General features: G+C 48.3%; 9 protein-coding genes and 5 pseudogenes. 8 read left to right on the top strand and 6 right to left on the bottom strand.

All coding sequences use genetic code 11. The features are described from left to right. Positions 1–56 precede the first annotated feature (56 nt). The 3 genes and pseudogenes from CWS43_RS23490 (at position 57) to CWS43_RS23480 (ending at position 3,582) form a co-directional block, all read left to right on the top strand. Positions 57–1,141: pseudogene (locus CWS43_RS23490) on the top strand (IS3 family transposase). A gap of 974 nt (positions 1,142–2,115) precedes the next feature. Continuing rightward, positions 2,116–2,961, top strand: a complete 846-nt coding sequence (locus CWS43_RS23485; protein WP_101079538.1) for a hypothetical protein — start codon at positions 2,116–2,118, stop codon at positions 2,959–2,961. Positions 2,962–3,090: 129 nt separating this feature from the next. After that, the gene (locus CWS43_RS23480) at positions 3,091–3,582 is read left to right on the top strand and encodes a hypothetical protein (RefSeq protein ID WP_157825430.1); all 492 of its coding nucleotides are present in this window, start codon (positions 3,091–3,093) and stop codon (positions 3,580–3,582) included. A 228-nt stretch (positions 3,583–3,810) separates the two neighbouring features. Here the strand turns inward: CWS43_RS23480 and CWS43_RS27635 are convergent. Next, positions 3,811–4,074: pseudogene (locus CWS43_RS27635) on the bottom strand (zinc ribbon domain-containing protein); the annotation flags it as partial. A gap of 428 nt (positions 4,075–4,502) precedes the next feature. Between CWS43_RS27635 and CWS43_RS23470 the strand changes: the two are divergent. The 3 genes and pseudogenes from CWS43_RS23470 (at position 4,503) to CWS43_RS27845 (ending at position 6,640) form a co-directional block, all read left to right on the top strand. Beyond that, positions 4,503–5,497, top strand: a pseudogene (locus CWS43_RS23470) (transposase). Between the two features lie 92 nt (positions 5,498–5,589). Then, on the top strand, positions 5,590–6,096 hold the full coding sequence (surE, locus tag CWS43_RS23465; protein WP_157825429.1) for a 5'/3'-nucleotidase SurE: 507 nt from the start codon (positions 5,590–5,592) through the stop codon (positions 6,094–6,096). A gap of 34 nt (positions 6,097–6,130) precedes the next feature. Then, complete coding sequence (locus tag CWS43_RS27845; RefSeq protein ID WP_101079534.1) at positions 6,131–6,640, top strand: alcohol dehydrogenase catalytic domain-containing protein; 510 nt, start codon at positions 6,131–6,133, stop codon at positions 6,638–6,640. A gap of 52 nt (positions 6,641–6,692) precedes the next feature. Here the strand turns inward: CWS43_RS27845 and CWS43_RS23455 are convergent, their stop codons facing one another. From CWS43_RS23455 to CWS43_RS23435, 5 genes and pseudogenes are all read right to left on the bottom strand, one after another. Beyond that, positions 6,693–7,583 (bottom strand): oxidoreductase, encoded by an 891-nt coding sequence (locus CWS43_RS23455; protein WP_101079533.1) that lies wholly within the window; start codon positions 7,581–7,583, stop codon positions 6,693–6,695. Positions 7,584–7,603: 20 nt separating this feature from the next. Then, a complete protein-coding gene (locus CWS43_RS23450; protein ID WP_101079532.1) occupies positions 7,604–8,431 on the bottom strand; it encodes a DMT family transporter in 828 nt (275 codons plus the stop codon). 75 nt (positions 8,432–8,506) lie between these two features. After that, complete coding sequence (gcvA, locus tag CWS43_RS23445; RefSeq protein ID WP_101079531.1) at positions 8,507–9,412, bottom strand: transcriptional regulator GcvA; 906 nt, start codon at positions 9,410–9,412, stop codon at positions 8,507–8,509. A gap of 123 nt (positions 9,413–9,535) precedes the next feature. Continuing rightward, positions 9,536–10,231 (bottom strand): annotated as a pseudogene (locus CWS43_RS23440) (IS3 family transposase); the annotation flags it as partial. A gap of 269 nt (positions 10,232–10,500) precedes the next feature. Further along, positions 10,501–11,504 (bottom strand): annotated as a pseudogene (locus tag CWS43_RS23435) (IS110 family transposase). A gap of 264 nt (positions 11,505–11,768) precedes the next feature. Between CWS43_RS23435 and CWS43_RS23430 the strand changes: the two are divergent. Together CWS43_RS23430 and CWS43_RS23425 are read left to right on the top strand one after the other, a co-directional pair. Then, the gene (locus CWS43_RS23430; RefSeq protein ID WP_101079530.1) at positions 11,769–12,659 is read left to right on the top strand and encodes a LysR family transcriptional regulator; all 891 of its coding nucleotides are present in this window, start codon (positions 11,769–11,771) and stop codon (positions 12,657–12,659) included. A gap of 192 nt (positions 12,660–12,851) precedes the next feature. Next, the gene (locus CWS43_RS23425; protein WP_232777179.1) at positions 12,852–13,910 is read left to right on the top strand and encodes an alpha/beta hydrolase; all 1,059 of its coding nucleotides are present in this window, start codon (positions 12,852–12,854) and stop codon (positions 13,908–13,910) included. The last annotated feature ends 10 nt before the right edge of the window (positions 13,911–13,920 follow it).

The following is a 13,920-nucleotide window of genomic DNA, read 5'->3' as shown; positions in this document are numbered from 1 at the left end:
TGTCTTCGTAAGTCACATGAGGACATCCCACGAAGAAGCGTTTTTCCGACGAACAGATCATCAGTATTCTCCGCGAAGCCGAAGCTGGTGTATCCGCCCGTGAACTCTGCCGCAAGCACGCTATTTCTGATGCCACGTTTTACACCTGGCGTAAGAAGTATGGAGGGGCCTGAGGTTAAGCGCCTCAAGTCGCTTGAGGAAGAGAACACCAGACTCAAGAAGCTGCTTGCCAAAGCCATGCTTGATAAGGAGGCGCTTCAGGTGGCTCTGGGCCAAAAGTACTGACGACAGACCAGAGGCGGGAAGCCGTAGTGTTGATGTGTGATACGACTGGTCTGTCGCAACTTCTTGCCTACAGACTCACAGGTTTGTCCCTGTCGACCTGCCGCTATGACGCTCAGCGTACAACTGCTGATGCGCATTTTTCAGGGCGCATCACTGAGCTGACACTGGAGCGCAAGGGTTTAGGCTACCGCAGCATCTGGCAGTTACTACGCCGTGGAGGGCTTCATGTTAATAACAAGAGCGTGTACCGCCTTTATCATCTGAACGAGCTGGGCGTTAAACGCAGCGACGTCGTAAAAGGCTGGCAACAGAACGTCTGCCGCTGCTACGCCCGGTGGCGCCCAATCTGACCTGGTCGATGGATTTCGTCATAGATGCACTGGCCCTTGGTCGCATGATCAAGTGCCTTACCTGCGTCGATGACTTCACGAAGGAATGCCTGACAGTCACTGTTACCTTTGGGATTTCAGGCGTACAGGTCACGCGTATTCTGGACAGCATTGCGCTGTTTCGCGGCTATCCGGCGACGATAAGAACTGACCAGGGACCGGAGTTTACCTGTAGAGCACTTGACCAGTGGACTTATGAGCATGGCGTGGAGCTGCGGCTAATCCAGCCCAGCAAGCCAACGCAGAACGGATTTATTGAGAGTTTTAACGGTCGCTTTCGCGATGAATGTCTGAATGAGCACTGGTTCAAAGTTATCGTTCACGCCAGGAAAACCATTAATGTCTGGCGGCAGGATTATAACGAGTGTCGTACGCATTCAGCACTGAATTATCAGACGCTATCAGAGTTTGCAGTACGGTGGCGGAATGGAGAATGTGAAGGTAAAGAAATCGACATTACTAACTGACGGTTGTATCTAATACTGGGGGCAGGTCATGCCCTATCAGAGTTGTGTGGAAAAGGGCGGCCATGCAGTTCTGCGAGTTGATGGCATAAAACTGCTCAACCGGAAAAATCTGGTGTTCCGCGCGTAGAAGATCGATCTGATCCTGAATAAGGCCAAAAGTTCGATTTATTCAAATGACCGAAATCTTCATATGAGTCAGCTATCGTGACCTGTCATGATCCACAAAGCAAAGTTCTCGTACAGTAGATTATTCTTGAAATGATTATTTAGTAGCTTATTAGATCGAAAAAAAAAGAGTATCGAAATTTAAATCTGAATGCAGGCAGGTATTTTTATAAACTTCCCTTAATTATTACTGTTGTGTATCAATAAGTTATGTAGATGTTTGATTAATGGAACCATTTAAATAATTCAATAATTTCAATTAATTAAAAGAAAATGTAACTTGTTTTTTTGAATAAAAATGAGGGTTGTATAAAAAAATATTGGATATAAACTCTTATATTATAAATTTTGAAGCGATTATTTAACCTCCGATAGAGACTATCGTATGGATTGATGAGTAAAAATTATTTTATATGTTTCCAAGACAGAATGTTTTCAGATTGATTTATATACCTGCATTGGAGTTGTGAAAGAAGCTGTATTCAGCACGCTTAGTTTTGAAATGAAATGTCGCAAAGAATATTGATATATTAAAATTTGCGCCAATTATTCTTCGATGAAAAATTAGACAATTGCATAAGTTAATACAGTCGCGGTTTATAGCTATAAAAGTTTTAAAAATTGTAATGTTCTCATAAATTCACAATTTTTTTACAGCGTAAAATCTTACCAGACTTGGATGGTTAATATTTTGGAAAATTTATTACCCATGTAAGATAGCATCACCCCTTACCGCCTATGCTCAAAAAAATTACTTTATATCATTTTTTTTGTGTCTAGGAATGATTTTTATATTATAGGAGTCTACCATGTTCGATAAAAATGCGGTGCAAGCAGCAAACGATTATTTTAGTGAAATTTACGGTTTAAAAGGAGTTGATTCACTGACTGAAGAGCAGCCCCTAGTTCCAGGGCTTTCAGCGGACGGGGCAGTCCAATACCAAACCTATCAATTTAATGATGCCCCTGAGAGTCTAAAAGAACAGGTGAAGGTCGGCCGCGTATTAATGGAACGATTTGTTGGCATTGCCAGTGCAGCCGTTAATAAAAAGGCCCCGAATAGTGAGGATAAATATAAGTACGATCAATGGAAAGTAGTAACACAGTCTCTTATCTCTGCATTTTTTACTGATCCTGTTTCAGGTGACAAAAGCCTAAACACATCAGTGCAGGGCATTGAAGTAGCCAAGAATGTTATTGAATTTGCATGCAACGTTATCGCAGGGAATGTCACAGCCTTTGCCGATTTCCTTAAGGGTTTCGGCAATGGGCTCAGTGCACAAATGAGCAAAACTCAAGCTGACTATAATTATCTGTATGCGTACTCAACCCATGATCTATTCAAAGACTCAAGTGGTAACGTATTTTATAAGCCAAGTTTTCTTGTGTATGGAACATATTTTAAACAAGAGCAAAAGAGCATATCGACATCCTGCGCATCATACAATGAGGTTAACCTTAACTTTGGTGTAAATACTGTTGGTGGCACTTTTAAAATTGAAGAGTACATGAGCAATATGGAATTCAAGAAAAAAGTTGACGAATTCCTGGATAAATATGAAGGTAAATCAATCAAAGATACGGATTCATTTTTTGATGGGATTTTTAATAACTCATCTCCTTCAAATAGTTATCAATATAAAAAATCAGAATAAACCAATGCATAATGTATCTGCTCTTCATTTTCTTACATAGCGATTAAATCTTAAGAACGAGATCAGGATTTACCTTTTCCTGTTCTCGTTTTCTTAAATATGAATAAGTACATAATGCATGAGGGTAATATGAAAATTAAATTTCTATCCACGCTTATGGCGATTATTATAATCACGGGTTGTAGTACGAGAGGTAATACCACCGATTCAAACTTAACTACACATGAAATTCAAACAACCAATGATACTAAAACTGTACAGCCTACTGACCTAAAAATTAGGTCAACATACAAAAATATAACAACCTGGAATAACGGGCAGAAGTTTTGGAATGTCATTGGCTCAACCGATGATCCCAAAATTGATGGTAAGTCCTGGATAGCTGTATATAGGGAGAAATGCGGCATTAATCCTGGAAACATGAGCGCAACTGGAGCCGTATGTTCCAAAAATGCCCTTGGTGGGCATGTAGTAAAGGATGGGCAATCTCAATATCCAGAAAAGAACTCAACTGTTTATATTGTTCCAATTTGTTCTGGCGAAAACAGCCGACCTAGCGTTGAAATGACAGTTTCACCGGCTTCGATTTGCGCTGTAGAGCTGAACTATTGGATGAAATAATAATTTTATATTAGGACTCTGACCCGGATATCACTAGTGGCCTGGCGATGCATTTTACTGAATGGGCATTATATCTTCCAAAGCAGTGATCAGCTTATTGAACAGGACACAGTGGTTTCTGGGCAGAAACAGAGAAGAAGGGCTGCAAGACCTTATCCGAGATAAAGACCGTCGGGCGATACACTTATGTGACTACTCCCCATCATAAACGGCAAGTCTTCCCACTTCCTAGGCCGCAACCGCCTGTATGACGGATTTACTCTGGCCTCTCGACGAGTCCCGCCCCTGTAGTTCTGTTACACCCTTGAGTTGAATGTTGAGTTCCGCGTTTATATCGTGGTCATGTTCAGCATTGTAAGAGAGGCACTGCCAGATGAACTTATGCTATGGCATATCCGGCATTTTGTATCCGCAGCAATGGCAAGTTTTCGAACTGGCAAACCATTAATCCAGTCTGGCCAGGTGAACCCCTGCGGCCAGGGCTTTGTATTGATGATCCAGCAAATACGCGAAGCGTTATGTCGGCGGCAGAAAAACCCAGCTTGCGACAGACATCCGGTACGGACGTACCCAGTTCAGCCTGCTTCAGGGCAAAACAATCTGCTCTTCGGTGAATCGTGACTTTTTCATCGGCACATCCTCCGTTCAGGGGAGTCATTATCATGCCGGAATTCTGTTTCTGAATGGAGCAGGATTTTGGGTCAGGGTCACCGCAGGAAGCGGGCTGGGGTGAAAACTTTATTCAGTTCTATTTCCTGTTAAATACGGCGGATGTCGGTTCATAGGTGCTAAAACCAATCACCGGTGGCAGTAAAGGATAATAATTCTCGCGATGGCCATATTGTAAGTATCCCAGCTTTAGTTCCATTCACTTTTAGAGATCTTCCGACATACTGATAACGTCACCTGAGGAGATCGCTATGCGTAAAATCCGTTTCACCGAGCACCAGATCATCGCCGTACTGAAATCAGTCGAAGCTGGCAGGACCGTCAAAGATGTTTGTCGCGAGGCCGCTATTTCGAAGCCAGCTATTACAACTGGAAGGCGAAATATGGCGGGATGGAGGCCGCTGACATCAAAAGGATCAAAGATCTCGAAGACGAGAATCGTCGTCTGAAGCAGATGTTTGCCGATCTGAGTCTGGAATGCCGGGCGCTGAAAGACGTCATCGGAAAAAGCTTTAAAACCAGCGATAAAGCGTGAGCTCATCAGCTATCTGACCACGCAGTTTACGATGAGCATACACCAGGCATGCAGGATGTTATCCCTGAGCATGACAGTGTCTCGTTATCAACCGGATAAGCAACGTGATGAACGGGTGGTCCAGAGGCAGATTGGGGGCAGATGAACGCTATCCCCGCTACGGTTTTAAGAAGCTTTTACAGGTGCTGCGCAGGCAGGGGCACGTCTCGAATCACAAGCGGGCACACCGGAAGTGCTCAATCAGAGCTAGTCCATCGATTTTATGCACGACGCGCTGACATGTGGCCGACGTTTTCGGACTTTCAACGTCGTCGATGATTTTAACCGTGAAGCTCTGGCTATCGAAATTGACCTGAATATCCCGGCACAGCGTGTCGTGCGGGTTCTGGTCAAAATAGTGGCAAACCGTGGATATCCCCTGAAAATGCGGATGGATAACGGGCCGGAACTGATATCACTGGGTCTGGCACAATAGGCTGAGGACCATGGCGTAATGCTGGAATTTATCAAGTCAGGTAAACCGATGCAAAACGCATTTATCGAACGGTTTAACCTAAAGTACCGGACCGAAATATTGGATTTTTATCTGTTCAGAAGACTAGATGAATCACGGGAAATAACGGAACGCTCTCGCTGGATGAATACAACAGTGAGCAGCCCCATGAATCCCTGAATAACCAGACTCCGGCAGAATTTATCCGAAGCCTGTAAACAGGACCGGATCTCTGATTTATCCTGGTATCGATATTGGGAAAGGATCAAGAAGACGGAAAACTCAAAAAGTGTGTGGAACTAAAACGGGTGTGCTTATCAATAGCGGTTCAAACATTGGCTTTGAAACCGTATTGTCAGGCACGGTCGGGGCGGCTATTACCGGCGTCCTGCTCGGTATTCCTTCAGTGGCGCTCAGTCAGGACAAACGTCCTGAAGATCAACCGGACTGGCATACCGCTGAAGAGCAGTGTCTCCCGTTGTTGAATAAACTCTTCGAAACAGGCCTGCCTGCAGAATGCTGCCTGAACGTTAATTTCCCGAACCTGCCACCAGGGCAGGTGAAGGGGGTCAGAGTGACCCGACAAGGGATCGGCAAAGTAAAAGGCGTTACAGTTACCCCGACGGCCGATCCTCATGGTGAGGATTACTTCTGGTTGCGCGTGGAACATGGCGTCACAGATTTACCGGAATACTCAGAGGTATCCGCAGTTGCAGCAGGCTTTATTTCAGTAACTCCGCTTACCTGGGAACGGACCTCGCAACAAGGTTGGTCAGAGTTGTCGGCTCGGCTAAGTCAAAACGGTATCGGAGAGTGATAATACCCGTCCGTCAGGACGGGTAATTTTCATAATGTTTCTGTCTTCCACCCAATGTCAGGATCCTGCTTTATACGGCATTCAGGATGTCAGATTTGAAACAGTGCCAATGCGCCAGCGAGAGCATGATAATGAAGTTATTATCCGTGTGCAGACAGCAGGTATATGCGCCTCTGACATTTCGCGGTTTGGCAAAATCGGTTCTTATAATCCCGGATTGACGGGCGGACGCGAGTTTGCGGGTCTTGTAATCGAGATAAGGAGAAGTGTATTAAGGGTTAAATCGGGTGACAAAATGGTCGCTTGTCCCTGTTTTCCTTGTTGGAATTGTGAATATTGCTGTCAGGCGCTCCAGGTAAATCAACTGCAGGGATCACTTCACGAAATAAGCGGTGAAGTAGGTAAAAAAACGCGAAAGGCGTTGTACTTTGTGTGTCTCGGTTTTTCTCCATTGGCACTTTCCCCCTCAAAGAGCCCTGCAGCGAGACGAATACACGCGATGACATGCCTCAGGCCCGTAATAGATGTGGCATTTAGGTCATAGCTGGTGATGGCACCATTCTTTGCCGTGTAAATCAGCCTAGAGGTTAATGGATTTACCCCGGGCCATCACTCCCCGCCGCCAGCAATGGTACCAGGATGTCACTAATAGGGGTTGGGATACCCTGTGAGTGTCCATATCGCTGAATGACGCCGTTGCGTATATCCCATTCCATCAGGCGGTTAGCCTGGCGGTCGGCAAGGATAGAGGTGCCTAAATCCGCGGGCGCCCGTTGAAAACCCGCTATGATCTCTTGTGGAACATTATCATGAAGTACCGCACCCTGCGCACGCGCGACAGTCAGACATTCATGAAGATATGCCAGCGCCAGCTGCGTGATATCCCTGCGCGCGAACATTCCCGCGCGACGATTTGCGAGCACCATCAGACCTGCAACCGCATTCTGCAGCAGTTTGCGCCAGGCAATCGAGAGGAAATCGTCGGCTAACTCAACCCCACAGCGGGTGCCGCTAAGTGCATCAGCCACACGTTGTGCCTGCGGCACATCCGGCAGCGTCAGACGCGGTTTGGCGCGTAGTCTGACCGACGCATCGGGCTCGCGTTGTGCCGGAAACCACACCACCGAGGGCAGCACGGTTGCCCCGCGGACATAGGGCGGCAGCAGGGTGTTCTGCTCCACGCCATTTTGCAGCGCACACACGACCGTATTTTCATTGCACATCGCGGCCAGCCAGTCGGCGCTGTCAGTCACCTGGGTGGTTTTGACCGCAATAAACACCAGGTCCATTGGATGTGTGACCGCAGACGGGTTACTTAAGACCGGACCTGGCACCACGATCTTCCCCTCATCGTGGTGAAGGATTAAGTGCGCATGCGCGGTACGCCCGCATAGCAGAGGGGTGCGGTTAACTTCATGAAGCGCTGCTGCAATCGTTGTGCCGATCGCACCGGGACCAATGAGCGCAATGTTTGGGCGGTCAGACATAATGGGTTCTCCTGATTTGATTAACCTATCATCAGCGTGCCGGATGCAATCACCGTACACGCCAGCATTTTTCGCAGTGTGAGCTTTTCACCCAAAAACAAATAACCCAGAACGGCTGCAAACAAGACGCTGGTTTCGCGCAGCGCAGAGACAGCACCCATCGGTGCAGCCATCATGGCGTAAATAATCATGCCGTAAGCCAGCAGCGACACCAGCCCCCCGGCAGCCGTCATGACGATACCGGGGCGCCAGCGCAGTAAACTTTTTGCGTCCCGCAGAGTGATGTAAAGGGCTGGCATCAATGCGCCCCATAACATGCTCATCCACACGGTGTAGGAATACGAATTGCCGGAGAGGCGCACACCTATCCCATCCACGACGCTATACGCGGCAATAAAAGCCCCGGTGGCGAGGGGATAGGTGAGGCCCCGTGCCGCCAGCCTGCGGCCTCTTATGGCAAGGATCAAAATACCGCCAGAAATTAACCCGATGCCCAGCAGGGTGTCTATGTCGACATTTTCCCCGGCAAATATCGCCGCTCCACAGGTCACCATCAGCGGCGAAGAGCCGCGTGCAATGGGATAAGCCTGACCCAGCTCCCCGGTTTGATAACTGCGTATCAGGCACAGGTTATAACCCACATGAAGCACACCCGATAACACCACGTACGTCACGCTCGCCACCGCGGGGAAGGGGATAAACAGGGCAAAGACGGCGCAGCTAAGAGCGATGGCCATGCACATGATGGTCATCGACCAAAGCCGGTCAGCACCGCCGCGTAATAAGGCATTCCAGCAGGCATGCAGAAGGGCGGCGAATAATGTCAGAAAAATAATGGGTGTGGGCATGCCCTGATGTTAGTCAGCACTTGCCCGGATTTAAAGCGATGCTTTGTCATCCCGGCATGAGTCAATGCTCATGATTTAACGGTAACTGAGTTGTGCCTGGTGAGATTCACTCAATAGCCAGCTGCGAAATTTCTGGATGTGTGGCCGCGTTTCAATGCCCGCTGGACAGACGAAGTAATAGGCCGCAGGAGAGGGGAACGGTATGTCAAAGAGGCGAACCAGGCAGCCATCGAGGAGCTCTTTCTCAACATGGCCACTGCGTGCGAGCGCAATACCCTGACCCAGTAACGCGGCTTCAATCGTCATATTCGTGTCAGCGAAGCGCACGCTCTCATGGAGTACGTCGGTATTCAGACCCACCTGCTTAAACCATGCGTCCCATTTAGGCACCAGGTCGGCACCCTCACGCGTCAGCAGGGGGTAGCGCAACAATTCAGCAGGAACTCTCGGGATGCCAAAGCGTTTTAAAAGTGTCGGACTTGCAACCGGAAAGAGTTGTTCGCGAAACATAAAATCGGAATGTAGAGCGGGATAATTACCATGGCCGAATCGAATCGCTACCTCCGAATCTGCGCTTGTGAAGTTAATGGCGCTATCCGTGCTCTCAATCGTCACCAGGATCTCCGGGTGCAGGCGTGCCAGACCCGGCAAGCGAGGTAACAACCACTTTAGCGCAAAAGAATAGGTCGTATTAACGAGCAACCGTACGCGCCCTTTTTGTTCACGCTGGTCGGCGAGCGTGGTTTCCAGTTTGCTAAAGAATTCGCGCACGAGGGGGGCAAGGGCTGTGCCGGCAGGTGTTAATCGCAAGGTTTTACCACGCTCAAAGAGCTGCAAGCCCCAAAGTTCCTCCAACTTTTTAAGCTGATGGCTGACCGCACTTTGCGTGATAAATAACTCTTCTGCGGCTGAGGTAAACGTAGCATGGCGGGTAGCGACTTCAAATGCGCGTAATGTGGCAGTCGGCGGGAGATCACGCATAATGCAGTTCCTGTTAATGAGCTAAAGCTCATATCAGGATAATCAGAAGTTATTGTAAATGATACGGCGAAAAAGAGTTCACTAAAGCCATTGATCCCTTTCCAATATCGGTGCCAGGATAAATCAGAGATCTGGGCCTGTTTGCAGGCTTCGGATAAATTCTGCCGGAGTCTGGTTATTTAACGAGGAATGTGGCCGGTGCTGGTTATATTCCTGCCGCCAGTGCTCGATCTTCTCATGAGCATCTTCCAGTGACAGGAACCAGTGCACGTTCAGACATTCATCACGCAGGCTGCCGTTAGATGACTCAACCAGGACGTTATCTGTGGGTTTCCCGGGGCGTGAGAAGTCCATCGTTACCCGGTTTTCATACGCCCAGCGATCCAGCGTTTTCGAGATGAATTCGCTGCCGTTGTCCGTCTGTAGCCGCTGTGGTACACGCTGCTGTGTCTGCATGATCCGTTCCATCACGGCGACCACATCGTCACCGCTAAGTCCCTGGCCTACCTCGATCGCCACGCATTCACGATTAAAATTATCGACTACACTCAGGGCACGGATCCGGCGTCCAATGAACAGATTATCAGCAACGAAATCCATGCTCCAGCACTGATCCACATTGGTGACAGCAGGGCGGATACGCCTGCGTCTGGCCGTTACGTGCCGCCGCCAGCACGTATTCAATCGTCTCGCGTTTCTGCACCGGCCTCAGAACTTTTTTCGGATGACGTCCTGCAGCATTCCTTGTCCAGACTAAGGTCGGCGACCAGCCGTTTCAGGCGGCTCCAGCTGGCGAAGCCGACGCAGTTCTTGGGGGCCGCTTGGAAAACGGAATCTATGGTCACTCCCGTTTTGCAACACCGATTTTGAGGATAAGTTGGCTTGCTTGAATCTATCCGGCGTCTGAATGGGATTTTATTCCCGCGCCTCGATGAGTTCCGCGCCTGATGAACCTCCAGAAAATATACGGCTTCAATGAGCCTTTCCGTTTTACAGGTTCCTCAACAGGCCGGTGGGCCGTTAGTATCATCAATATCAGTATTCGCAAAACCAGATGAGTGATTCGTTAAACCGGAGTATTTCTGCCGTTATGCTTCATAAGATTGCTGTCGTGCCGTTAGTGCCCAGGCTATTCTGGCCAGCTTGTTTGCCAGAGCACAAGTGACCACAAAGTTGCTTTTCCTGCACAGTAAATCTCTGACCCAATCGGCCAATTTACCAGACTGGTGCTCCAATTTTTGTATGAATACCCTGGCACATTGAACCAACAAAGTTCGGATCTTTTTGTTGCCTCGCTTACTAATTCCCAGCAATGTCGTCCGACCTCCCGAGCTGTATTGTTGAGGTACCAGCCCTGTTGCCGCCGCTAAGTCACGGCTGCTGGCGTACTGCTTCCCGTCGCCAATCTCAGTTGAAATAGTACTCGCTGTCAGCGTTCCGACGCAGGGAATGCTCAGCAGGCGCTATCCAACCTCATCGTCTTCCAACTTTCGTTTCAACTGAGATTCCAAATCTTTTATCTGCTCAACAAGATAGTGATAATGCTGTTGTAATTTCAGCAATAACTGGCTTAGGTAAAGAGGCAAACTATTGTCCTCAAGAAGGGTACTCAGTCGGCTAATAACGGCAGCTCCTCGTGGAACGCTGATGCCAAATTCCAGCAGAAAAGCATGCATCTGATTGGTTGTTTTTACCTTATCCTGAACCAGGGATTCACGGACACGATGCAGAGCCCGCATTGCTTGCTGAGATTCAGTTCTGGGCTGTACAAAACGCATAGACGGACGCGATGCAGCTTCACAAATAGCTTCGGCGTCGACAAAGTCGTTTTTGTTACTTTTAACGAATGGGCGGACAAATTGTGGTGATATGAGCTTTGGAAGATGCCCCAGCTCTTCCAACTTGCGTGCCATAAAGTGAGAACCCCACAGGCTTCCATTGCGATGGTTGTAGCGGGGCATGTCGCCAAAAATTCGATCAACTTTGGACGGGTAAATTTTTTACGGTAAACAGCCTTCCCGCGACGGTCTTGGCAATTAATATGGAAAGAGTTTTTACCCAGATCGATACCAATGAGCGCAATGTTTTCCATGATAGTTCTCCGAATGAAAGCCTATCCTCAGCTTAGTACCGGGAAGGAGGGAGTGACCATCTCATTAAATATCCTACGCTAGGACTGTGTCTTAAGCAGGTATGACGGGCCGCTTTGTGCCAAAAGCGGAAGTTGAGCATTAGTGAGTGCTAATGGATATTTGTCATGGATGAGGAACGTCGGATCGTTACCAATAGACAAACCTCCACCCCAGGAATTATTTTATAAGAAAGAAATATTAATCCAAAAGGACCTGGTCAATAAATGCGCCGTAAAAATGTGAAAGATTATCAAGCTTTTATCGCCGTGGCCCGAGAAAAAAGCTTCACTAAAGCGGCCGCTCAGTTAGGTGTCTCACAGTCGGCGCTGAGCTACACGGTGAGGACTCTAGAAGCTGACCTTGGTCTTCGTCTTCTTACCCGTACCACGCGTAGCGTTTCTGTGACTGAAGCTGGCGAGCGGCTACTTTCCCGTATAGGACCCCATTTTGACGAAATTGAAAGTGAGATAGCTGCGCTGAGCGGACTACGAGAAAAACCAGCCGGTACTGTGCGCATTACTACCGTTGAACACGCCGCCGATACAATACTCTGGCCTAAACTCGCCCCGGTGCTACTTGAATATCCCGATATCAACATTGAAATTATCAGCGAGTACGGACTCAAAGATATTGTCGCTGAGCGTTATGATGCCGGAGTGCGGTTGGGCGAGCAGGTTGATATGGATATGATTTCACTGCCGCTTGCCAGGGACTTCCGTTTTGCAGTGGTTGGAGCACCCTCTTATTTCATGGGGAAGACATATCCGGGAACGCCTCGTGATTTAAACGACCATAGCTGTATCAGGTTACGCCTGCCGACTCATGGCGGATTCTATACCTGGGAGTTTCGCAAGGATGGGAATGAAATTAAGGTTCGCATTGATGGACGCGCTACTTTCAGCACAATAAATATGATGAGGCAGGCCGCACTTGATGGACTGGGACTTGCGTATCTGCCGCTAGATACCGTTGAGACTTCCCTTGAAAGCGGGACGTTAGTCCAGGTGCTGACAGACTGGTGTCCGCCCCGTCCCCCCTATCATCTTTACTACCCCAGCCGTCTACAACATTCTCCGGCATTTGCACTTGTGCTTGAAGCACTCCGCGCCCCATAACCTTTGAGCGCTGTTTGTCCTGGTCCATATGGAACTCAGTTTCTTATAACCCTATTAATAAAACCTCCTTCTAAGCCCATGCGAAATTAAGCATCTAATTTCTGAATACTAAAGAGATTAAGATGATGGCTGAAACTATCTGTATCCTTTCAGCGGCCAGCGCCGTCATCGTGTAAATGAAGGAGTCTTGCAATGAGTAAAAAAGCAGGCGGGTTAAGCCGCCGAAATTTTATCCTGACGAGTTCAGTGGCTTCAGCAGGATTATTGATGGCGGGTCATGCTTCAGCCCTGCTCTCACCAACACCTCGTACATCTGGCACCACGACACACGTAGATGGCGTCACAGTCAGCAGTGTCCTGTTCCGGAACAATGAAATAATGATGTCCGGAAACGTATATGTACCCCCTGACTTCAGCGAAAACCGTCAATACGCTGCTATTGTCGTTGTCCACCCTGGTGGTGGCGTTAAGGAACAGACTGCGGGACTTTATGCCCTCAAACTGGCTAAAGACGGATTTGTCACCCTGGCGTTTGATGCCTCTCATCAGGGGGCAAGTGGCGGATTACCACGCTTTATTGATGATCCCATGAAGCGAGTCGTCGATTTCTATAGCGCAGTCGATTACCTGACCACTCTTCCTTATGTCGATAATAATCGTATCGGCGCATTAGGCGTTTGTGCAGGCAGTGGTATCACGGTTAAAGCGTCGATGACGGAACGCCGAATCAAAGCGCTGGCAACAGTCAGTGCTGTGGATGTCGGAGCCGCAACCCGTAAGGGTTGGGAGGGAACAACATCAGAATCTGAACTCATTCCAACTCTGGATGCTGTTGCTAAACAGCGCACAATCGAAGCAGCAGGCGGCGCACCGGTTTATGTCAACTATGTGCCTAAATTGGGTGATGCCAGTGGTCCAAAAGATCTTCAGGAAGCTGCCGACTACTATCTGACCGAACGCGGAAAATATCCGACTTCTACCAATCAAATGCTGATGACAAGTATCAGTACGCTGGCGTCTTTCACCGGATTTGAAGGGGCAGATGTCTTTTTAACACAACCACTTCTGATTGTAGCCGGTAGTAAAGCAGGATCGCTCTGGCACAGCCAGGAATTACACAAAACTGCTGCTTCTGTTCAAAAAACGCTGCATATCATTCCGGGTGCCACACATATGGACCTCTATGATGGTCAGGGTGCAACGGTTGCAGCGAGTAAGCTGGCTCCTTTCTTCAAGAAAAATCTCGCATAGGTATGACTTT

Origin of the sequence: Rahnella sp. AA, from assembly GCF_002834385.1 — a bacterium.
Lineage (GTDB): Bacteria > Pseudomonadota > Gammaproteobacteria > Enterobacterales > Enterobacteriaceae > Rahnella.
The sequence above is the reverse complement of the archived record's forward strand: the minus strand, read 5'-3'. Positions and strand labels throughout refer to the sequence as shown.

Bases quoted from the DNA above. Each gene is read 5' to 3' on its own strand.
- CWS43_RS23485 (WP_101079538.1), top strand. From the start codon at position 2,116: ATGTTCGATAAAAATGCGGTGCAAGCAGCAAACGATTATTTTAGTGAA.
- CWS43_RS23480 (WP_157825430.1), top strand. From the start codon at position 3,091: ATGAAAATTAAATTTCTATCCACGCTTATGGCGATTATTATAATCACG.
- CWS43_RS27845 (WP_101079534.1), top strand. From the start codon at position 6,131: ATGTTTCTGTCTTCCACCCAATGTCAGGATCCTGCTTTATACGGCATT.
- CWS43_RS23455 (WP_101079533.1), bottom strand. From the start codon at position 7,583: ATGTCTGACCGCCCAAACATTGCGCTCATTGGTCCCGGTGCGATCGGC.
- CWS43_RS23450 (WP_101079532.1), bottom strand. From the start codon at position 8,431: ATGCCCACACCCATTATTTTTCTGACATTATTCGCCGCCCTTCTGCAT.
- gcvA (WP_101079531.1), bottom strand. From the start codon at position 9,412: ATGCGTGATCTCCCGCCGACTGCCACATTACGCGCATTTGAAGTCGCT.
- CWS43_RS23430 (WP_101079530.1), top strand. From the start codon at position 11,769: ATGCGCCGTAAAAATGTGAAAGATTATCAAGCTTTTATCGCCGTGGCC.
- CWS43_RS23425 (WP_232777179.1), top strand. From the start codon at position 12,852: ATGAGTAAAAAAGCAGGCGGGTTAAGCCGCCGAAATTTTATCCTGACG.